The sequence below is a fragment of the Dictyobacter sp. Z7_2 genome (genome assembly GCF_057551105.1).
Window position 1 is genome coordinate 4,291,497 of record NZ_BAAJPE010000002.1, and the last position, 21,334, is coordinate 4,312,830.

17 protein-coding genes are annotated in these 21,334 nt (G+C 52.9%); 8 read left to right on the forward strand and 9 right to left on the reverse strand.

Features of this window, described 5'->3' with window-relative positions:
- Positions 1-26 precede the first annotated feature (26 nt).
- Positions 27-989: a S1C family serine protease gene (locus AC27N8_RS31405; protein ID WP_487072939.1), complete on the forward strand. Its 963-nt coding sequence runs from the start codon at positions 27-29 to the stop codon at positions 987-989.
- A 156-nt stretch (positions 990-1,145) separates the two neighbouring features.
- Positions 1,146-2,132, forward strand: coding sequence for an NAD(P)H-dependent flavin oxidoreductase (locus tag AC27N8_RS31410; RefSeq protein WP_487074782.1), 987 nt, complete (start codon positions 1,146-1,148; stop codon positions 2,130-2,132).
- 60 nt (positions 2,133-2,192) lie between these two features.
- Here AC27N8_RS31410 and AC27N8_RS31415 read toward each other — a convergent pair whose 3' ends face one another.
- The 3 genes from AC27N8_RS31415 to AC27N8_RS31425 form a co-directional block, all read right to left on the reverse strand.
- Positions 2,193-4,715, reverse strand: coding sequence for a tetratricopeptide repeat protein (locus AC27N8_RS31415; protein WP_487072941.1), 2,523 nt, complete (start codon positions 4,713-4,715; stop codon positions 2,193-2,195).
- A 289-nt stretch (positions 4,716-5,004) separates the two neighbouring features.
- Entirely contained in the window at positions 5,005-6,429 is a 1,425-nt protein-coding gene (locus AC27N8_RS31420; protein WP_487072943.1) for an acetate--CoA ligase family protein, read from the reverse strand.
- Entirely contained in the window at positions 6,426-7,397 is a 972-nt protein-coding gene (locus AC27N8_RS31425) for a PAC2 family protein (RefSeq protein WP_487072945.1), read from the reverse strand. Before AC27N8_RS31425 ends, AC27N8_RS31420 begins: the two co-directional genes overlap by 4 nt.
- A 552-nt stretch (positions 7,398-7,949) precedes the next feature.
- On the opposite strand from AC27N8_RS31425, the gene AC27N8_RS31430 reads away from it, so the two are divergent.
- The 4 genes from AC27N8_RS31430 (at position 7,950) to AC27N8_RS31445 (ending at position 12,668) form a co-directional block, all read left to right on the forward strand.
- Positions 7,950-8,921 (forward strand): RluA family pseudouridine synthase, encoded by a 972-nt coding sequence (locus tag AC27N8_RS31430; RefSeq protein WP_487072947.1) that lies wholly within the window; start codon positions 7,950-7,952, stop codon positions 8,919-8,921.
- Between the two features lie 45 nt (positions 8,922-8,966).
- Positions 8,967-9,512, forward strand: coding sequence for a hypothetical protein (locus tag AC27N8_RS31435; RefSeq protein WP_487072949.1), 546 nt, complete (start codon positions 8,967-8,969; stop codon positions 9,510-9,512).
- A 208-nt stretch (positions 9,513-9,720) separates the two neighbouring features.
- Positions 9,721-10,581, forward strand: coding sequence for a CHRD domain-containing protein (locus tag AC27N8_RS31440; protein WP_487072951.1), 861 nt, complete (start codon positions 9,721-9,723; stop codon positions 10,579-10,581).
- A 224-nt stretch (positions 10,582-10,805) separates the two neighbouring features.
- On the forward strand, positions 10,806-12,668 hold the full coding sequence (locus tag AC27N8_RS31445; RefSeq protein WP_487072953.1) for a MutS family DNA mismatch repair protein: 1,863 nt from the start codon (positions 10,806-10,808) through the stop codon (positions 12,666-12,668).
- 7 nt (positions 12,669-12,675) lie between these two features.
- Here the strand turns inward: AC27N8_RS31445 and AC27N8_RS31450 are convergent, their stop codons facing one another.
- The 3 genes from AC27N8_RS31450 to AC27N8_RS31460 form a co-directional block, all read right to left on the reverse strand.
- Positions 12,676-12,825 carry a hypothetical protein gene (locus AC27N8_RS31450; RefSeq protein WP_487072955.1) on the reverse strand — a complete coding sequence of 50 codons (150 nt, stop codon included), beginning with the start codon at positions 12,823-12,825 and terminating at the stop codon, positions 12,676-12,678.
- Between the two features lie 236 nt (positions 12,826-13,061).
- On the reverse strand, positions 13,062-13,733 hold the full coding sequence (locus AC27N8_RS31455; protein ID WP_487072957.1) for an orotate phosphoribosyltransferase: 672 nt from the start codon (positions 13,731-13,733) through the stop codon (positions 13,062-13,064).
- A 95-nt stretch (positions 13,734-13,828) separates the two neighbouring features.
- Entirely contained in the window at positions 13,829-14,926 is a 1,098-nt protein-coding gene (locus AC27N8_RS31460; RefSeq protein ID WP_487072959.1) for a glutamate--cysteine ligase, read from the reverse strand.
- A 200-nt stretch (positions 14,927-15,126) separates the two neighbouring features.
- Between AC27N8_RS31460 and AC27N8_RS31465 the strand changes: the two genes are divergently transcribed.
- The gene (locus tag AC27N8_RS31465; RefSeq protein WP_487072961.1) at positions 15,127-15,453 is read left to right on the forward strand and encodes a ferritin family protein; all 327 of its coding nucleotides are present in this window, start codon (positions 15,127-15,129) and stop codon (positions 15,451-15,453) included.
- A gap of 178 nt (positions 15,454-15,631) precedes the next feature.
- Here AC27N8_RS31465 and AC27N8_RS31470 read toward each other — a convergent pair whose 3' ends face one another.
- From AC27N8_RS31470 to AC27N8_RS31480, 3 genes are all read right to left on the reverse strand, one after another.
- Entirely contained in the window at positions 15,632-16,291 is a 660-nt protein-coding gene (locus AC27N8_RS31470; RefSeq protein WP_487072963.1) for a nitroreductase family protein, read from the reverse strand.
- A gap of 276 nt (positions 16,292-16,567) precedes the next feature.
- Positions 16,568-17,638, reverse strand: a complete 1,071-nt coding sequence (locus AC27N8_RS31475) for an FTR1 family iron permease (RefSeq protein ID WP_487072965.1) — start codon at positions 17,636-17,638, stop codon at positions 16,568-16,570.
- Between the two features lie 333 nt (positions 17,639-17,971).
- A complete protein-coding gene (locus AC27N8_RS31480; RefSeq protein ID WP_487072967.1) occupies positions 17,972-19,018 on the reverse strand; it encodes a VIT1/CCC1 transporter family protein in 1,047 nt (348 codons plus the stop codon).
- A gap of 368 nt (positions 19,019-19,386) precedes the next feature.
- Here AC27N8_RS31480 and AC27N8_RS31485 point away from each other — a divergent pair, with 368 nt between their 5' ends.
- The gene (locus AC27N8_RS31485) at positions 19,387-21,309 is read left to right on the forward strand and encodes an ABC-F family ATP-binding cassette domain-containing protein (RefSeq protein ID WP_487072969.1); all 1,923 of its coding nucleotides are present in this window, start codon (positions 19,387-19,389) and stop codon (positions 21,307-21,309) included.
- The last annotated feature ends 25 nt before the right edge of the window (positions 21,310-21,334 follow it).

The window sequence follows — 21,334 nt, forward strand, 5'->3', positions numbered from 1 at the left end:
GGTTCCACAGAAAAGATGCACTTGTTATGAGTATATATGAGCGAGATGCGCTGGCTATGGATGCTTATTCTCATTCAGTCACTACTGCTGCTGAGCTTGTTGGTCCCGCAGTTGTCCGTATAGATACAGAGCATGATGCTACTTCACGTTCTGGACGTTCCGCCTCTCCGCGTGGAGGAGGCCTTGGTTCGGGTTTCATTTTTGCGTCCGATGGACAGATTTTAACCAATGCGCACGTTGTTGAGCATGCGAAGCGTATCTTCGTGACGCTTGCCGATGGTCGTAAGTTTGCGGCTGGCCTGCTGGGTAGTGATCCAGAGGTGGACGTCGCTGTCCTGAGAATTAGTGCTGATCGTCTGCCGGTCGCCGAGCTTGGTCGTCAGACCTTGCGCGTGGGGCAGTTAGTCATCGCGGTAGGAAATCCCTACGGCTTAAACTGGACCGTCACGGCAGGGGTCGTGAGCGCTCTGGGCCGTACGCTGGATGTGCCAGGCTCAAAAAAGATGGTTAATCTTATTCAGACCGACACATCGATTAATCCGGGCAACTCTGGCGGTCCTCTTGTCGATAGCGCAGGCCGCGTGGTGGGTATCACGACGGCTATGATGCCGATGGCTCATGGCCTGGGCTTTTCGGTCCCTCTGGACACGATCAAAGCCGTATTAGCGCGTATCTCACAGAAGCGAAGCGAAGCGCCAGTCGGCGTTTCATTAGGAGTCGGCGGCCTGGGAGTATCTCTGGATGCTGCACTGCGTCGTACCCTCAAGTTAGAACAACAATATGGTATGGAGATCCTCGAAGTGCGTCCCCACAGTCCCGCCGAGCAGGCTGGCCTGAAGCGTCAGGATATCATCCTCGCAGCCGACGGCGAGCCCATCGCCGAGCCACGCGACCTGAAAAACGTCTTGAGCCGTCGTCAGGTCGGCGGAAAGGTCGTCATTACCTTTATGCGTGCCGGCAAACAGCGTAAAGTAACTATCGTCTTGTAAACGTCATATCGTAGCGTCGTACGCTTGCGTACGATGTTCCAGTTTATCGTACGCAACGTCCCACTTGTGAGCGTCTCTTACGGGTTACTGGAACACCGTACGCAAGCGTACGACGCTACTTTAAGGGAGAAAGCGATGGCCATGCTACCAGAGAAGATGCATACGCGTTTCACCGCTCTTATCGACATTCGCTACCCGATAGTCCAGGGAGGATTATCGCACCTCTCCTATGCCGACCTTGCGGCAGCCGTCTCCAACGCCGGAGGGCTTGGTCAGATTGGCTGTGCCTGCTTTGCGACTCCTGAAGAGCTCCGTGCCGACATCCAGAAGGCGAAACGCCTGACTGCTCAGCCGTTTGGGGTCAACTTTCCGATCGGACATGTGCCGCTGGATGGTTTCCTGGATGTTGCACTGGAGGAATCTGTGGCTGTCATCAGCATCACGGGAGGGAATCCCGAGAAGCTTCTGAGGGCGATCCAGCAGAGCGGCGTGAATGTTCGCACGCTCGTGCTGGTGGCAGGCGTCCGAGCTGCCCAGAAGGCTGAGCAGTTGGGCGCGGATGCTGTGATTGCGGTCGGCTTCGAAGGCGGTGGACATCTGGGACGTGACGATATCGGGACACTGGTCCTGGTGCCACGCATCCTGGATGCTGTCAAGATCCCTGTCCTTGCCAGCGGCGGACTCGCGGACGGACGCGGCCTGGCTGCCGCTCTGGCTTTAGGCGCTGACGGTATCGAATTAGGGACGCGCTTCGTCGCGGTGCAGGAGAGTAACGCGCATCCAGCCTATCAACGAGCGCTGGTGGATGCCAAAGAGACCGATACCGTGATTATCGAGCGTGCCATCGGACGGCCTGCTCGTGTGCTGAAAGGCCCTATCCCCTCGGCCATTCTGAAGATCGAGCAAAAGCTTGAACAGGAGCAGGCAACGCCTGAAGAACGCCTGCAACGGCTGCTCCCCCACATCAGCGGGAGTGTAAACACCCGTGCCGCGCTCGAAGGTAGCTTGGATGAAGGTTTTGTCTGGGCTGGCCAAATGATCGGCTTGATCAACGATATCCCCACGACGCAGGAGCTGATCGAGCGTACCGTCAACGAAGCCTATGGCCAGACACAACGCCTGCAAAGAATCTTCTCAGAGTAGCGTACTGGATCTTTCCCTCTCTCTTTCACGCGTTGCATGCTAACAGGCTACGCTCGCGCACTAAGAGAGGTTATGCTCAATCGCGTAGCGGGTGACAGCGCTACGCGAAGGCACCTGTAGCTTGCGATAGATCGATGTCAGATGAAAGTTGACCGTGCGACGACTGATGACTAGCTGTTCCGCCACCTGGATATCTGTCAGTCCCTGCGCTACCAGACGTAGTACCTCTCTCTCTCGGTTCGTCAAGTCATCATGTAAGGTCCGAGGAGCGATGGACCTCATCATAACCTTTTTCTCTGGTTTCTCTGGCTGTGTGAGAGAAGTAGCTCTTGTGCTTTGATAGCGTGACGCAACTGCTTGCTCTGGAGACATAGCTTGTCCTTCGGCCCAGGCGGCAGCGAAGATACGCTCGCCCGCTTGATTATGCAGCTTTAAGAGTGCCTCCTCATAAGCTTCCGTTTCGACCGGTGTCATCGATGTCCCCATTGTTTGCCGTAATGCTTTCGCAGTGCTCAGGAGGCGCACGGCCCAGATAACCTCGTTTTGTGCCACCGCGACTCTGGCCTGTCCCTCCAGATAAATGGCGGTCACCCATCTATCGTCGATGCGCATAATGATCTCCAGACCCTCCTCGTAGTATGCGCTCGCCTGGGCATACTCACCCATCATAAAAGTGATTTCTCCTAAAGCGCTGAGGGTATGTGCAATGCCACGCTGGTTCCCTAGCTTTCGATGGGCGGCCAGACTCTCCTCTTGTAACGCCCGTGCAGTCTGGATATCCTCCTGAAGAAGTAATATCCATCCCTGCATATTCAGTGCTGAAGCGATATTGTACTGATTACCGAGCTCTTTTGAGATTTCCAGGCTCTCTTTGATCATGCGGAGTGCCTCCGATGCATCTCTTTGAAAGAAGGCCATTGAAGCAAAGGCAAAAAGTGTTTCGCTCCGCGCTACTTTACACGGCTCTCCATGTATCTGAGAGATAGCCAGACTTGCTTCATAGTGCCTGCTTGCCGCCTCAGAATCTCCCAGCATCCCGTCGATATATCCCAGGCGATAGAGCGACTCTGTGATCCCCACCGGATCATCCAGTTCGCGGAAGATAGCCAGGCTTTCTTCACAAGCCACTGACGCAGAGCGGAAATCTCCTTGATAGCGGGCCAGGGTTGCGACGACGTACAGTGCACTGCCACGGATCGCCGGCGCTACCTCGTACGGCTGCTTGAGTGCTCGTTCTAGCAGATCACGCGCCTCTTTTACATGGCCTCCAATATTCCAGAAGCGTTCCAGGGCTTTTCCCATGCGCAGAGCCATCTCCGTCCCCTGACTGGTCTCCTGATCTATCAGAGAACAGAGTGCTTCCCGCACGTTATCGTGCTCTCGTTGCAGACGTTCCAGCCATGGACGCGGATGTGGTCCGTTCAATTCCGGCTCAGCCTCCTCGGCCAGAGCCAGATAGTATGTTGCGTGAGCCCATTGGATCTGCTCTAGCTCTTCTGTCTGCGCGAGACGGTTGAGTCCATACTCGCGAATTGTGCGCAACATCAACAGACGTGGCTCTGCTGCCTCCTGCGTCGAGCGATAGAGCATACTTTTATCCAGCAGGGAGGCAACTCCCTCAAGCACCAGCTCCTTCTCTTGTTGATGTCCCATCAGTTCCCAGATTCTCTCGATTGCCGGAAAGGTACAGCCACCAATGAAAATTGAGAGATAACGAAAGAGCTGTTGCTCCTCTGCATTCAGCAGACGATAGCTCCACTCCAACGTATTCTGGAGTGTCTGCTGCCGTCCAGGGGCATCGCGCATCCCATGGGATAATACCTGGAAGCGATGATCAAGCCGCTTAAGCAGGGTTTGCGGTGAGAGAAAATTCAAGCGCGGAACGGCCAACTCAATCGCCAATGGGAGCCCATCCAGATGAACACAAATTTCTGCAATGGTACGAATATTTTCATCATTCAGGTTTATTTGAGGCAGAGTTGCCCTTGTGCGCTCCAGGAAGAGTATAATCACGGGATACTGTAGCAGTTCCTCTTTCTCAGGTAGCCGAGTAAGGTTTGGCAGTTCTAATGGAGGCACAATTAATGTATGCTCTCCTGATATCCTCAGGACCGCACGACTGGTGACCAGGATCTTGAGACCTGTACAGGCCTCAAGGAGATTGGCCAGGGCAGGTGCTGCCTCTATAACCTGCTCGAAGTTGTCGAGAAGCAGAAGGAGATGCCTCTCCTTCAGAAAAGTTTTTAAATGTTCGAGGGTAGGTTGGCTTCCCAATTCTTGCAGCCCGAGCGTTTTGGCGATGGTGGGGATGACGAGTTCGGGGTCGCGTGTCTCCATCAGTGAAACAAAGCATACCTGATCGGCAAAGTCCTTGCCCAGGTTCATCGCCACCTGTAGGCTGAGACGCGTTTTCCCCACTCCACCGGTACCGATAAGGGTCAGTAAGCGTATCTTAGGACGTCTAAGCAACTCGCATGCGGTAGCGATCTCCTGCTCGCGTCCAACGAACGAAGTCAATTGAACGGGTAAAGAGGGCCATCCTTTAGATGTAGCAGATGCAGTCGCTTTTCCATCTCGATGCATGAGTGATCTCTCCTTTAGGACGTGTCTTCTTTACGACAATGAAGTCTCACCTGCCGAAGCCTGCTCGTTCAGGGGTCATTGAGCCAGATGCACAAGGAACAAAACTGCTCTCATGCATCTTTTTCGTTACACGTCTGAATTGAGATGGGCATCGTTTGAACCAGAGATATTTTCGTCTTCGCTTTTACCAGATAAATAAGTTATTGCCCATCTTGCTATCATTAACGATCAGCCCATGTCGTTTTGGAAGTCGTACTGTACCGGGACCACATCTCCTACTGAGAATACATTAGGCATTCTCTAGAAACTGTCCAATCTCGGAGAGGGCAGCCATGGCGCGGCAGGTAATCTCCACCGATTCGTAGTAGGGAATATTCTCCTCTCGCAGTAGCCGCAAAGCCGGGATGTCGTGGCGGGCATAGACGGTCTGTACCAGGATGGGTTTCTTATAGTTTTTGACGAGCTGTCCAAGCATACGAGCGGCTTCTTCTTCGCGGGTTCCAAATTCTTCTGCGAGTAGCATGCGATAGCCGCCGAAGAGTCCGGTGATGATGACTCCATCGATGTCTGGATCTTTGAGGCAGACCTCGGTGATGGTGGCGAATGAGAGCGGATCTTCGTCGGTTGCGCCTGCGACGTCGATGGGATTGCTGGGAGTGGCTCGTGCGGGCATCAGGGGACGTAGCTCTTGCTGTGTCTGCTCGCAGAGCACCTCGACCTCCAGGCCAGCGCGGATCGCTGCGTCGCCGGTCGCGACCGAGCTGCCGCCGCCGTCACCGACGACGGCGATACGTCGTCCGCCCCTGGGGGTAGGAGGCTGGACGGCCAGTGCCTGGGCGACCGGATAGAGCTCGTCGGAGCGGATGACGCGTACGACACCGCTGCCGAGCAGACCGGTATCGTTATCGGGACGGACGCTGGCTTGCGTGCCGGTATGGGCGAGAGCGGCTCGCACGCCGACGGATGTTGCTCCGCTCAGAAAGATGACTGAGGGCTTATAGCGTCCATGCCGATACATCTCTTTTGTGGTCTGACGCAGGGTCTCTTCCTCGATGGCTTCGACGTAGCCGGCGATGACGCTGGTCTCTGGATCGGTTGAGAGATAGTGCATGCATTCGGGAAAGGAGACGTCGATGGCGTTGCCGATACTCAAGAAGGTGGTAAAGCCAGAGCCATCAAGATGAGCTTGAGCGAACCAGTACATGCCCAGATTGCCGCTCTGCGAGACGAGTCCGATCGGGCCGACCGGTAGCGGAAAGACCATCCCGAGGGCGTTGAGCTTTGAGCGCTGCACATACAGACCCATGCAGTTGCTGCCGATGATGCGCACTCCCTGTTCGTGGCAGCGTGCGACGAGCTCTTGCTCCAGGAGGCGTCCTTCGGGACCAGTCTCGCTAAAGCCAGCGGTGATAATCACGATCCCCTTGACGCCATGTGCCAGACAGTCCTCGACGCCTTTTTGGACATGGTTGAAGGCGGTGGCGATGACGGCCAGATCTACTGGACCGGGGACGTCGCGTATGCTCGGATAGGTTGGTCGCCCCAGGATTTCGGAGACGGATGGGTTAATTAAATAAATATCACCGGCGAAACCTCCGGTGATGAGCTGTTTGGCGGCGACATGTCCCCATTTCTGGGGAGCACGAGACGCGCCCAGTATCGCTACTGAGCGCGGTTGTAAGACCTCTTCTAATGTGTAGGGTGAAATGCTCATTCACTCTCCTCTTCGTCGTCAGATTGGTTGGTAGGACCGTTGGCTCGTTGCTCGCGGAGCAGTGCTTCGACGTCGCGGATGAGGCTATCTGCGCTGGGAAGTGGTCCGCTGCTGGGGGCGCGATCCGGATTCAATGAGAATTCCTCTTCTTCATCGTCATCGTCATCATCATCGGGATCGATGCCATTGGCGATCTGCTCCTCGAGCTTGCGCACGTACTCACGCGCCTCTGGATCGCGTGCGACCAGGGCAGAGACCTGCTCCTCGAAGCGTACCGCCTCTGATTGGATCTTCTGGAGATCCAGTCCGAGCGAGAGAAATTGGTTGAGATAGGTGAGCAGCGCTGCTGTGACCTTGATATTTGGCGTGGCCGCTAGATAATGGGGGGCGGCCGCCCATAAGGATGCCGAGGCAATATTGGCTTGAGTACAAGCATCTTGCAGCACACCGATCATCCCCGTTGGTCCCTCATAATGTGATCGATTGATCTCCATCTCATGGAGGCGCTCGGTCATACCCTCGTTCGCGGAGGACCCTGAGACAGGCACTGTCAGAGAGTGAGGCACATCGGCGAGCAGAGCCCCAATAAAGACAACTTCAGTGACGTGAAACTTCTGACACACCTCAATAAAATTGGCGCTAAATGTTTTCCACTTCAACTGTGGCTCGGTGCCCAGGAAAAGGATCACATCATGCGTGAGGTCAAGACTATGATAGGCTAAAAACTGATTGCTCGGCCAGACAATATTGCTCTGGACGCCATCGACATATTTAATCGTCGGTCTGGTTTCAGTAAAAACAAAAAATTCTTCTGCATCTATCTCGGCAATTTTTTCAGCGGACCAGTGATCAATCAGAAACTTAATCGTTGTCGTTGCGGCATCCGCAGCATCATTCCACCCGCCGAAGGCGACCACTACCACCGGATCTCGTAACTCTGGCTGATTATAATACTGTATTTGTGACATCTCTATCCCTCTTTATCTGCCCGCATGGATATTTCTCAAGCAAATATGTTGTTACCATTCTATCACATTCGCACAATGCCTTGATGACTTAAATCCGCTCCACAAGCGGATCGAGATCTCTTTTGGCCTGTCTGAGACAACGTGATTGCGGCGTGCGCTTGTGCCCAATACCTTTCAGTTTAGCCAACAGCTCTTTTTGCATCAGGCACAAATGCTTGCCAACGTAGCGGTGCGGCAATTCGCTTGATCGCGACGTACCGCCGTGCTGTCACTAGACGCACGACAACGTCCCACCTACATCTGAAAGCAACGCAAACGAGACGATCCGCAGTGGAAAGATCGCTCAATGGGATCTCCATGAGGAGCGTGATCGTACGAGTCACAGACAGCACGGCGGTACGTCGCGATCAAGCGAATTGCCGCGCCGCTACGTCAGTAGGCATCTCACCCCATTGGGATGCTGGTCTTCAATGCCGCTTAGGTGTGCGCTTGTGCCTCGCGTGAAAGGGCATTTCTCTTGACGCTTGAGAGAGAAGCTCTTATACTGCGAACATGGAAACGGAAAGCACTCAAATTGAACTTGTCTACCAGGATCATTATCTCTTAATAGTGAACAAAGCGGCGGGCCTGGTTATTCATCCGACGTACAAACACAGCGATGGTACGATGTGGGATGCTGTTTTGGCGTTTCTCGCGCAACAGGGGGGCGATGATTGGCAGCCTGAGTTGCTCCCCGACGATCCTGAGTGGAGTGGCGCGCCGCCTGCGGTGCGTGAGATGCTGCGGCTGAAGCGTACCGAACGGCTCTGGCGCGAGGATGGCTTATTACCGCGTCCCTGTCTGGTACATCGCCTGGATAAAGATACTTCTGGCATCGTTGCGCTGGCGCGTACTGAGCGCTCAAGACGTCATCTGATCAAGCAATTTCACGATCACAGCATCGAGAAGCGCTATCTGGCGGTTATCCAGCGCGGAGCCAGTGACTGGTCTCGCCCGAGGGCTCCCTTTTCAATTACCAGAGAAAGTCCAAGTGGAGAACATCTGCCGATGGTTGATGGTACTTGTTTCTACACGGCTACGAGTGCTGAGAAGTTTCTGCTTGATGGAGCCCTTCAGCGCGATCCTGACGAGCGTCGACGTTGCATCGTTGGACCTGATGGACAGGCATCGCAGACCTCCATCCGAGTGCTGGCCGTTGTAGAGCCATATGCCTTCCTCGAAGTGCATCCGATCACCGGTCGGACGCATCAGATTCGAGCGCACCTCGCCGCCGCTGGATGTCCTATCGTTGGCGATCAGATGTATGCTCCACCGGCTCCCGCAGGCAGCGCCTCGGCGCAACTCGCCCGACAATTTCTGCACGCGTATAGCCTGACGCTTCATCGCTATCCGCGCAACGACCCCTATCAATTTATCGCCCCGCTGGCATTGGACCTGCAAAGCTGGTTACAGCAATATAGTCCCGGCTTATGGCAAGCCTGGCTGAGGCTGCAAGAGACAGAAGCGCCTGCACCATCTATTTAAACGTTGATATCGCAACCAACCAATGAAAGCGACACGGAACATCCTATGCAAGCAGAAAATCATCCAGCCAACAGCGGCCCCCACGCGCAACTGTCCAGAGCAGATAAAGAGAAGCGTCTGGATGCCATGGTCAAGATCTGGCAAAGCGAGACCGAAAAGCGCTGCCAGCCCGATACACTCCCCGCTTTGATCGCCGCCAGCGGACTCGATGAGTATCGCTACGCTGTCTGGCTGCGCTTCCCCGAATGGGAACGTGATGCCGTCGTCGGACAGGTCATCACTCTGCAAAAGCAGGCCGGAGGAGACGTCTTGCCGGTTCTCTACAATCAGTGGAAGCGCGAGCCGCTGCTGCGTAGTATGCCTGATTGGAAGCAGCATCTTCCCAACGAAAACGTCTTCAACATCTCGGTCCGCATTACTCCGGGCGGACTCGGAGAAGGAAGCAAATGGGCTGTCGTCATGCCCAAAGAACTCATCCCCCGCTACCGACCTGGCTGGCCGACCCAGCAAGAATGGGTCTCCTGGACACGCTCCTTCGACTGGCTCTCTGTCGGCACAGGATTTATCCGCTCCCTGCTCAACGCCCTCTGATGTCTCACACATCGTGATAAATCGTACAAATCGAGCTGGCGTTACATTGGCATAACCTTTGTCGGCAAGCGAGACGCATGACACAAAGAAACATTTGATCGCTCGTAGTCGTGTAGGCTACAGCAGATTTCTGCTGCTTGTAACTGTTGTTGTATTGCCGAGGCATTTTATCAATAGATGTGTCTTGTTGAGCGTTAAGGAGTCTTTTATGCAGAGAATTATCGCTATGATTGCCAGGATTGTCCTGTTAGGGATTTTCATCATCTCGCTGCTGTCTCTGAGTAGTCTGACTGGGACGTCGCTTGTGCACGCGGTTGGCCCTCCGTCAGATATGGGGAAGCAGGTAGGTGCCGCGTATCTTGAACATACTGCACGTGGCTCGGCCCAATTGAACTGGTCTCCGGCGCAGGATGTCTTAACGGTTACCTTGCATGTATCGGGCTTGCAGGCGAACAGTGTGCATCCGGCGCATATCCACGCGGGCAATTGCGCTGTCGATGGTGCAATTATCTATCCTCTGAACAGCGTTATAGCTAACGCGGCGGGCAATGCGGTCTCCACCACGGAGATCCGCGCTGTCAAAGATGGTATTCCCGCGATGGGTTGGTATATCAACGTCCACGTTGGTCCTACCTTAGCGACACCTGAGCAGGCGGCGGCGCTGGCCTGTGGAACGATCATCAATCCATCGCACGCGGATTCTGCTGTGACTACATTGGGTCTCACGCCAGCGCCCAATCAGAGCGCCTATGGGGTTGCGCTGCTCACCTTGAAGGGCGATACGTTAACTGTCTCTACCACGGTCTATCATCTGGTACCTGGATCGAAGCATATGGAGCATATTCATGCCGGCAGCTGTGAATATCAGACTCCTGGTACCGTCCTCTATCCGCTCAGTGTACTGAAGGCTAACGACAAAGGAGTTGCTACAGCCACCACTTCCATCAATGGGATCACTGCGATACCCCCTGCCGGATGGTATATCAATATCCACTATGGCACGGACCTCTCTACTCAGGTTGGTTACGATGCTATTGATTGTGGAAACGTTACCCCCATCTCTTACTAGCCAGTGCGACGCGCAAGATGACCAGCTCGGCGGCACACAGGAGAAATCATCTCTGCTGTGCCGCTCTTCTGTGCTGATCACTTTCATCTGACAGGTCTCCTATAAAAGATCAGGGATTCAATTGTATGTGAGCGTATTGTGTGAGACAATGCGGGAGGCATATTTCTCTCTGCTTGCGAAATATGCAGCGGATGTCAAGTACCTACGAGGATTGGAACTTTTCTATGAAGACACTGTCTACGCGACAAGCGATAATCGAGCGACAGTTGGAGCGTGTTGGTCGTCGTTTGAAGAAGTTAGAGGAACTGGATCAGAAGAATAAGGGCCGCACCCTAAGTGTGGTTGCGGTTGGTGTTTTTCTGACAGTTGCTGGTCTGGCGACCGTACATTGGTTGGGATTTATTTTCCTGCTGGCGACCTGTGTTGGTTTTTTTATTCTGGCACGCGTCCAGCCGAACGTGAACCAGAGCGTGCTACGTTATCAGGTCTGGATACGTTTGCTTCAGGCACAGATTGCGCGTTTGCGTCTCGAATGGGCTGAACTGCCGCCTGTCCCTCCGCGTGAGGAGGAGGAAGAGATGGAGATGAACCATCCCTACGAGCTTGATCTTGACATCAGTGGAGAACGATCTTTGCATCGCCTCTTGAACACTGGCGTCTCTCAGGAGGGGATGTTACGCCTGCGTGATTGGCTACTTGAGCTTGAGCCTGATCTGCCGACGATTGAGGCACGACGCGCTCTGGTGCGCGAACTGATCCCTATGACGCGTTTTCGTGATAAGTTAATGATCTATTCTCTCTTTGCGACGCGTTACAGCACCTCATCGGTTGATGGCGATCGCCTGCTTGAATGGCTGGAGGATCGTACCGAAGTCAAGCCGAAGCGTTCCTCTTTGATTGTGGCCATCGTTTTGTCATGTTGTTTTTGTCTCTCTTTATTATTGACCCTGATTATCCACGTGCCGGTTGAGATCAATGTGGTCACGCTGGCGCTGTGTGTGGTCTGGTACTTCAACATCAAGAAGGAGCAGGGCATCCTGTCGCAGGATGTGAGGTTGGCACGGACCGCACTTGATCAGCTCAAGCAGATTTTTCAATACCTGGAGCACTATCGCTATCCCCAAAATTCGGAGCTGCGACAACTCTGTGAGCCATTTTTTGCCCATGCCGAGAGTAGGCCATCGCTTCTATTGAACCGTGTTGACGGCTTACTGGCTCTCAATTCGATCGCTGCTATGCCGCTGGTAAATCTCGTGATTCCGATTGGAGCAGTGGTGGCTTACCGGATGGAGCGTTGTAAAAATCAGATTGCGCAGCATCTGCCGACGTGGTTAGATGTCTGGTATGAGCTTGAGGCGACTAGTTCGCTCGCCAACTTTGCCTATCTGCATCCCGACTACACCTTTCCCGAGATCGTTACAGGCGATCAATCCACTTTTGAAGCGAAAGGGTTGGGACATCCACTGATCTCGGACGAGCGTAAAGTGGCTAACGATTTTCAAATGGCGCCCGGGGGAGAGATCTTGCTGCTGACCGGCTCAAATATGTCTGGCAAGAGTACCTTTCTGCGTACGATGGGCATCAATATGTGCTTGGCTTACGCCGGAAGCGTTGTGAACGCCACCTCGTTCCGCACCTCAATCTTCGAGCTCTACGGCTGTATTCGCGTGACCGACTCGCTGGCCGATGGCTACTCTTATTTCTATGCGGAAGTGCGCCGCCTCAAAGGACTGCTGGATCGCCTCAAGGCGGGTCCCATTTATCCCGTCTTCTTCCTGATCGACGAGATCTTTAAGGGCACCAACAATTATGAGCGCTTGATTGGAAGTGAGGCTTATATGCGTGCCCTGGTGGAAAAGCAGTGTATTGGAGCCATCACCACCCACGATCTGGAACTCGTAACGCTCTCAGAAAGTTTCCCCATCATCAAAAATTATCACTTCCGAGAAGACGTCATCAAAGGGAAGATGGTCTTCGAGTATCGACTGCGTAGCGGACCTAGTCCGACACGTAACGCTTTGCGCATCATGCAAATGGAAGGCCTACCTGTCCGCTGGGACACTCCTTCAACGGCAAAAGCAAAATAGCGCTCGGTCAAAGGTCATGGCTGCGATGTGGCGTTGGAGTCGCGCATCCCAATGGGGTGAAATGCCCACCGACGTAGCGGCGCGGCAATTCGCTTGATCGCGACGTACCGCCGTGCTGTCTGTGACTCGTACGATCACGCTCCTCATGGGGGTCCATTGAGCGATCTTCCCACGGTGGGACGTTTTCGTGCGTCCAGTGACAGCACGGCGGTACGTCGCGATCAAGCGAATTGCCGCGCCGCTACGTCGGCAAGCATTTGCACTGTAAGCGAAAGGATATTCTACCCATCCTCTCGGAGATGTATTGATGCATGAGTCATGATGTACTTTTAAGCAAAGAAGCGGATATAACCTTCATCGAAGATTATATCCGCTCCTCTGGCTCGGGTGTTGTTAGAACCCGAGCGAACCGGTGGGGGAATCCCCTTGTTTGCTGCGTAAATACTCAGTGCATGCGCGATAGGTCTCATCAGTGATCAGACCGCGCGACGCATAGTGGGTGAGCATCACATCGAGCTTTAAGATGCTGATCAGATTAAACCCTTGACGATGCAGGCGCTCGGCTGCACCATGTTCACGGTCAATCAGAACAATGACATCCTTGACTTTCACGCCATTCTCTTCGAGAAGCGAAGCTGTTTCAATAATACTGCTTCCGCGTGTGATCAGATCGTCAATAATAATCGCCGTATCACCTGCCACAAAGTGTCCTTCCACGCCACGTTTGCCAGTTCCTTCGGGACGGCTACGCGCATAGATAAGAGGAATATTTGTTTCCAGGGAATAGGCGGTTGCCAGTAAAAGCCCTCCGACCGGCACCCCTGCCACAAGTGAAAAGGGATGAACACGCGGACGACGTAATGATTGTGCTAAATCAATTTCTTGTTGCATCAGCTTGCTGGCAACACGCAGGGCGGTTGGGTTACTGATCAAGACTTTTGGATTTACGAAAATTGGAGAACTTACCGTTGATTCGCTCACCGTAAAGTTCCCAAATTGGACGCCACCAAGGTCGAAAAGTATCTGTGCCAACCACAAATTATCCAGAGACTGCTCTTTCGCCACTTCGGATCCTTTCTCTCAACAGAAGGATTTGTTAATTAAGTATATCATATTGCATCTGTCCAGCCAACATTTTCCATCTCGGAGAGGAATGGCCCTCACCGATATGTTTGGCGCAGCGTTTTCTCGATCGATCCGGTGGCCTGGAATGTCGCGATCTGTTTGTTGACAGGCATCTCTCCGGTGGTCAGCATCGTACGTAGTGGAGCAAGCAGCCCAAGGTCATCATCGTCGCTCAGAGCGGCTTCAGCAGCGTGCAGGACCTGCTGCGCGGTCTCGGCGATCTGCGCGTTTGAGAAGCCCTGGCGTGCTGAGAGCTTATGCAGGGCAGTATCGGGGACGGTAGCGCGTCCTGTCAGGGTGGTGTCGAGGATAAGTCCCTTCAGGAGGGCCAGCAGAGCGGCATAGATCAAGAAGTTATCACAGCTATCGAAGGCTTTAAACTCGATGCGCCCCACTTCGGCCGGGATGCGGGCCAGTTTGGTGTGCGAGGGATTGCTGGCGACGAGTTCGGAGTGATGCTCCAGAAATACCAGTGCGGCGGGACGTAGTCCGGTGCGTAGAAATGTGCGTACCGATAAGCCATCCCAGAGCTTGCCGGCGTAGAATGGCGAGCTGAAGGTAAAGGGGACAATGTAGGGGCTATAGTGAGTAAATTTGCGTCCAATATCGATCAACGTGTTAGTATCCAATCCTGAGTGCGAGATACTGAGGTCGGGACCATAGGTGAGCATGGCCAGAAATGCTGATAGGTCTTCTGGTGAAAGCTGCAAGAGCTTTTCCTCGTAGGCATTCAGGGGCGGATCGGGGATGAATTCTGTCTGGTAAGGATGAAAGCTTGTTAAGACCGGTGTGAGTCCTTCTGCTGCTACTTCGGAGGAGAGGATCTGGAAGCTGCTCGTAAGCTCGTTGATGGCTCCCATGATGGTGTCGTGCGGCGCGGTACGGATCTCCAGCCCCTTGATGAGGCAGGTGAGCAGGTTCCCTTCAGGATCAAAGCGTTCCACACCTTCCATATACCAGCGCTTGACACGAATACCCGCATCGCCGATCACTAATTGGGCTGCATCGCTTTCATAGCTGGGGAGTCGAGCGACAATCTGTTTGAACTCCTCAAATGATGCCGTCGTAAAATCGGTGAACTGATCCTTTTGATCGAGAAACGCTACCTCGTGTTCAATGCCAAATTTGAACATGTCAAACCCTTCTAAACTGAACCATTTATCTACCATTTTAACACGTATGACCAGGGTGTGATTTTGTGCTTTTTGGTGACATATAATGGGACAATATGACTAAAATTGCTATTGTTTGTTGTGCGAAACTCATTGGAGCAAGTATAGTTAATAATCTCAACTACTGTTGTTTTTTTAGCATTTCTTGAAAGGATTTTGAAATGGGACTTGGACAGTATCATGAGCCTGCCAATGAGTTGTCGCAAGAGGTTCGTACCTTTGCTCGTATGATTACTTCACTCCAGGAAGAGTGTGAAGCTATTGGATGGTATGAGCAACGCCTCTCACTGGAACAGGACCCTGAAGCGAAGAAAATTATACTGCATGCGCAGGCTGAAGAATGTTTGCACTTCTCCATGGATCTTGAGTTTCTCCTCCGTCGCCATCAGTTGTGGCGTGTGGCTGCTCAGCACGTGCTGTTTCGTGAAGGCGATATCGTTGAGAATGCAGAACAGGGCGAACATGCGCAGGATGACATACTGTCATAAGTATTTTTCCTTCCTGGCGCAGAAAATATTTCATGTATCATGACTTTTTATCAAGTGTGCATTATTGGTTCGCCAGTGTGCTGATGTGACTGTCTTGATCTTCTGACGAAAGGAAATGCTCCAACTTATTTCACAGCTGAGAGCATTTCCTGGTTGCAACGGAACGCGATAGATATTTTTATGAGAGCCAGGTCGTTTTTTCTGAGAAGTGCGTTGGCGTGCGCATCTGACGTATCACTTTGGGATAGCCGACATAAATAAAGCCAACGATATGGTCATCGTTACCGAGCCCGAACCAGCGCTTGACCAGAGGATCGTAAGCGCTATCGCCCGTACGCCACAACGTTGCCAGTCCCATCTCCTCGGCTGTGATGAGCATATTCTGGGCGGCGGCAGCCGCAGCCTCGATATTCTCTACCAGCATCCCCTCGATCTCCTGTATCTCCTTGATCGCAATCGTGATAATTACTGGTGCCCTGAGTGGCTTATTGCGTTCTTTCCATAATCTGAGCTGCATTTTTTCAGGGGAGAGATCTTTGAGGGTGGGCCGAAGCGAGGCCGCCATCAGAGCACCTAACTCCTCGCGAGCGGCTCCCGTGATTACGTAGAAATGCCATGGCTCTGTGACATGATGGCTTGGAGCATACGTTGCTGCTTCCAGCATACGCTCGATCTGTGCTCGTGACGGCTCTTGATCGGTTAACTGCCCGACGCTCCGCCTCTGCTTGATCGTGTTGAAGACCGGCGCTTGCTGTTCTTGCAGCAGCTGGTCGATCGAATGGATTTTTTGGTTCATTGTACGTTCCGTTGTAATGCGTTCAATCTCAACAATGCTCATATGCGTGCATCTATCCTTCTTTTTCTTTTTTCGGATCTCGCCAATCGAATCCGTTCGTCCGGTGCACTGAATGTCTTCGTTGTGAGGAAGGCATTCATTGAGCTTTTCTCTCTCTAAAGATAATCCGCTCTTACTCTCTATCCACGTCCATAAACGCTGTTTTTTTCTGTTCAGGACCATTCGGTGGTACTAAGAGGATAAGAGGTTGTATGAGTTTCTGTGAGAAGGGCTTCCTCTCTACCCTGAACCCCTCTCATTGCGCTCCTTCTGCCTGTGTCAGTCCCCATTTGTCTCTACGGCTACCTTGCCCTCAGTTGTGGGAGGAGCTTCACGCAGTTTGAAAGGTTCTTGACCACTTTTCTTTGGGAGCGCGACCGCCTGGTAGCGCGCCACTACATACGATCCCAGCACCAGGATAACTGCGACGCTTTGGGCCACGATGGTCTCGACGTTGGGGAAGATTGAGAACCATAAGCCAGCCCAATCAGGTAGCCATTGCAGCCAACTAATATTGGTCGTACCAATCCAGCCAGCCAGTTGCATCTCGTTGATCTGTTCGCCAACCATGACAACCAGGACGGCTGCCAGCAGGACGCCTGTCAGAATGAGCATTTTCTTATAGGGCAGGTGCTGATGTCCCACAAAGGTCAGGAGCGCTACGACGCCAGCAAAGATCGCGCCGAGCAGTGCTCCATAAAAGACGACCATCCCTCCCATCTGTAAGCGATAGCTTTGCAGGAACAAGACGACTTCGAAGCCTTCTCGATAGAAGGAGGTGAAGCCGAGCATTCCCAGTCCCAGGAGGATACTTCTCTTTGACGCCTCTGGATCTTTGGAGTCTTGGAGCAGGCTACGCTTTTTGCGATTTTGAAAAGATATCCAGCCAGTCCAGTAGATTTTATGGAAGAACCAGTTCATGACGACGAGCAGGACGACGATGGCGAGCAATCCCGTCCAGGCCTGAATGGCGAGGGCCGAGACGCTTTGGGTCAATGCATTGATGATTGTGATGGCGATAAACCAGGTGATGAGTGTGGCGATGAAGCCGAAGCCCGCACCTATGCTGATCGGACGGCGATATGACTGATTGGTCCCCATCAGACCGGCTGTAATCGCTGAAAGCACCAGCACGCATTCCAGTCCCTCACGGAATACCAGGACTGCAATATCCAGCACTGCCACGGTAGTACTTGTATGTGGTAGTGTCGGATCAGGACTCCCGGCTGCGGTAATGGCTTGCCAGATTATCACAGCTGCAACCAGAAGCGCACCGATCACGAGACCTATGATCGTGAGCGGCTGCATTTTGCGCGTCCTTCTTTGCTTTACAGCGCTATCAGTGGCCATATCAAACATCCTTCCTCTGTACAATCACACTTGACCTTTTCGGCTTTCGTATGCATATCCCCTCAAGCTGAGGTCTGCTGCTTGGTCTGCTTGAGGCGATTGAAACAAGATAACGTCAGTGAAATAACTTTGCTTTTATATCTTTGATGATTCTGCGATCGTTTATCGGGTCAGAAAAGATTTCTTTTATCTCTAACCTATCAATATCCTACTCGCATAGTCGGATATTAGCACTACCTAATATCTCTTGTCAAGAGGAAAGAGACACAATTATCCCGGCTAGCGTGATATCACGCTAGCTTAGTAACTCGATGGGAAGTGGGACAGGCCCTTTTAGGCGTTTCCAAGTATTAAGGCGACGAGAAATACGAGCAGCCCGCCTCCTACAACTTGCACCAGTGAGAGCCACAGTTTGGTCTTAAAGTATTTATAGCGAATGGCGGCGATTGCGAAGAGTTCAACTCCGACGACAACATACGCCATTGTGAGAGCCAGATTCAGGTTGGGAATCAGGAATGGCAATGCGTGTCCAGCTCCACTGAGAAATGTCATCAGGCCGGTGACGCCTCCACGAATCAGAGGATTTCCGCGACCCGTGATATCACCATCATCGGAGAGCCCTTCTGCAAAGGCCATACTGATGCCGGCTCCCAGAGCCGAAGCCATTCCAACCACAAATGCGGTGAATGGTTGATGTGTGGCGAACGCTACGGCGAAGATAGGTGCCAGTGTCGAGACTGAACCGTCCATCAGTCCGACCAGACTTGGCTGAATGATCTGTAACAGGAAGCCCTGGTCCACCTCATCACCATCATCATCTTTTGCTGCTTTACTCTCTCTGGCTGCTGAGCTGAGCTGTTGTTCGAATGACTGGGCGTTTGGATATGCTGGATTGATGAGGGCTGGATTATAGCTTTGACTCCACGCAGGGTTGAGCGTGGATTGCGCAGGGAAGGCCAGTGGTTGTTGTCGTTGCACTCTCTCTTGAGGTGCCTCGGTCCCGCTCCAGGTTGGAAGCGCCTGCATTGGTGACGACTTTGTCTGCTTGGACGTTCTCTCTTCGCGTCCGGTTACATACATCGCAGCCTGTGATGTGGTTTGTTGTGGGGGTCGTTGTACGCGTGCGCTGATACTGTACCAATTCTGGTCAGCACCCATGAAATTGACGTTAAACAACGATGCTGATTCCTGACCTGCATCAGCCATTCCCTGAGGCGCGACCGCCCCCGCTTGTTGAGGTTTATTCCCTCGTACGACTGGTATATTTCCTCCTGTCACAATAGGAGGGACTAATTGCCAATTTTCTCTTTGCTCAAATGCATCCCAATTATCTCCGGCATCAGGATTCATCTGAAAGTCATCCTGCATGGCATTCATCATGTAAAAAAATCCCCTTTAATCACCTGTCCTTTTATCGCTATGGGAAAGAGCACTACCCGTGCTCAGTGCTAATTATAACGATACATGTTGATGCAGCTACTTTCAAGCAAATCCCTGCAATTGGTACTTGTAGATAAGACATGATAAAATTTCTTAACCAGTATTCCAATTACCTTTTCTTTTTGTTTTGCCTTCTTGCCTGGCATGCCTGGTTCTCCCTCATGGTCAGGTCGTGATAAAATAGAGAGAGTTAGAGCTTTCTCGTACGCCTGTCAGGTGGCCTCTTGCGTCAGATGTATTGGTATGTTACGCTTGCTAAAATTATTTGTGCAATGAGAATGCTCGTTTGAAATCTCAGGAAGAGTGTTATGCCAGTTGTAAGTGTGATCAATCTTGGAAAATCTTTTGGCGCGGAACGTATCTTTGCGGGCATCCAATTTCAAATCGAGGCGCAGGATCGTATCGGCCTGGTGGGACCTAACGGAGCGGGGAAGTCAACCCTCCTTAATATTCTCGCACGTCGCGAGGAGCCTGATGAGGGCTCGATCGCTCTGGCACGCAACACGCGTCTGGGCTATCTGACACAGGTAACCGATTTCAATCCACAGCATACGTTGCGTCAGGAGATGCTGGCGGTCTTTGCGCATCTGCGCCAGTGGGAGCAGGAGCTTGGTGAACTGACCTCGGAGATGTCGTCGGTGCAAGGAGACGATGCTCGCTATGAGGCGGTGTTGAAGCGCTATGATCAGTTACAGTCGCGTTATGAGCATGCTGGTGGCTATACCTACGAGCATCGCGTGGATCAGGTGCTGGACGGCCTTGAGTTTACACGCGAGCAGCAGGGCGCTCCTGTCATGCAGTTGAGCGGTGGACAACAGACGCGGGCGGCTCTGGGCAAGTTGTTGCTACAGGAACCCGAAGTATTGCTGCTGGACGAGCCGACGAACCATCTGGATCTCGCCACGCTGGAATGGCTTGAGGGCTATCTCTCGTCCTGGTCTGGTGCGATGGTAATCGTGGCACACGATCGTTATTTCCTGGATAAGGTTGTCACACGCACCATCGAACTGGCCTTTGGACGCATCGAAGAGTATCCAGGCAACTACACCAAATATCTCTCTTTACGCGAGGAGCGCATGGAGCGACGCCAGCGCGAATATGAGGCTCAACAGGCCTATATCGCGCATACAGAAGAATTTATCCGTCGCTACAAGGCGGGACAGCGGAGCCGCGAGGCTCGTGGACGTCAGACGCTGCTCAATCGTATGGATCGGGTTGAGCGGCCGCAGAATATGCCCGAGCTGAATTTTGAGTTTGCTCCGGTGATTGATAGCGGAACCATTGTCGTCTCCACGCATGGCCTGTCGGTTGGGTATAAGCAGTCGGGAGCCGAAGATAAAACGCTGGTTCGTATCAATGATCTCAATCTGCTGCGCGGCGATCGCGTTGGCTTGCTTGGACCCAATGGAGCAGGTAAGACGACGCTGTTGCGGACTCTGATTGGCGAGTTACCGACCTTAAAAGGGCATATCAACATCGGGAATAGTGTGCGCGTTGGTTACTACTCGCAGACGCACTCGGGATTGAATATGGAGCGCAGCATTGTGGACGAGATTCGTCAGGTGAGTGCTTTGAGCGAAGAAGGTGCCCGGAGTTTTCTGGCCCGCTTCCTCTTCTCCGGCGACGACGTCTTTAAGGAGGTCGGGACATTGAGCGGTGGTGAGCGGAGCCGTGTGGCTCTCGCCAAGCTGACCTTGCAGGGTTCCAATTTCCTGATCCTCGACGAGCCGACAAACCATCTTGATCTGCAATCGCGTCAGTTTCTTGAAGAAGTGCTCAGCGAGTTCGATGGCACACTGCTCTTTGTCTCGCACGACCGCTACTTCATTGACAGTCTGGCCACGATGATCTGGGAGATCGAGCAGGGAACCCTGACGGCCTATCAGGGGAACTATACCGAATATCGTACACGCCGCCTGCAGATTCAGATGTCAGGCGCCCAGGGCACATCATCCGCCAAGGCCCAGCCTGTCAAAAAGCAGAGCAGTAGCAACAACAAATCCAACAATAAAAAAGCGGGCAAAGAAAAGGTCAGAACCATCGAGGCGGTTGAGCGTGACGTAGAGAAAGCTGAGGCGCAGGTTAAAGCCCTCGAAGAGGCGCTCTCGCAGGCTGCGCTTCAGGGTGACGGCGCACAATTGACGCAGCTATCGAGTGAATATGAGCAGGCAAAGGCTCGCGTTGACGAACTCGTTGCTGAATGGGAACTTCTTGCCGACATGGTTAGTTAACGCGTGGCCAATCAAAAATGAGCAG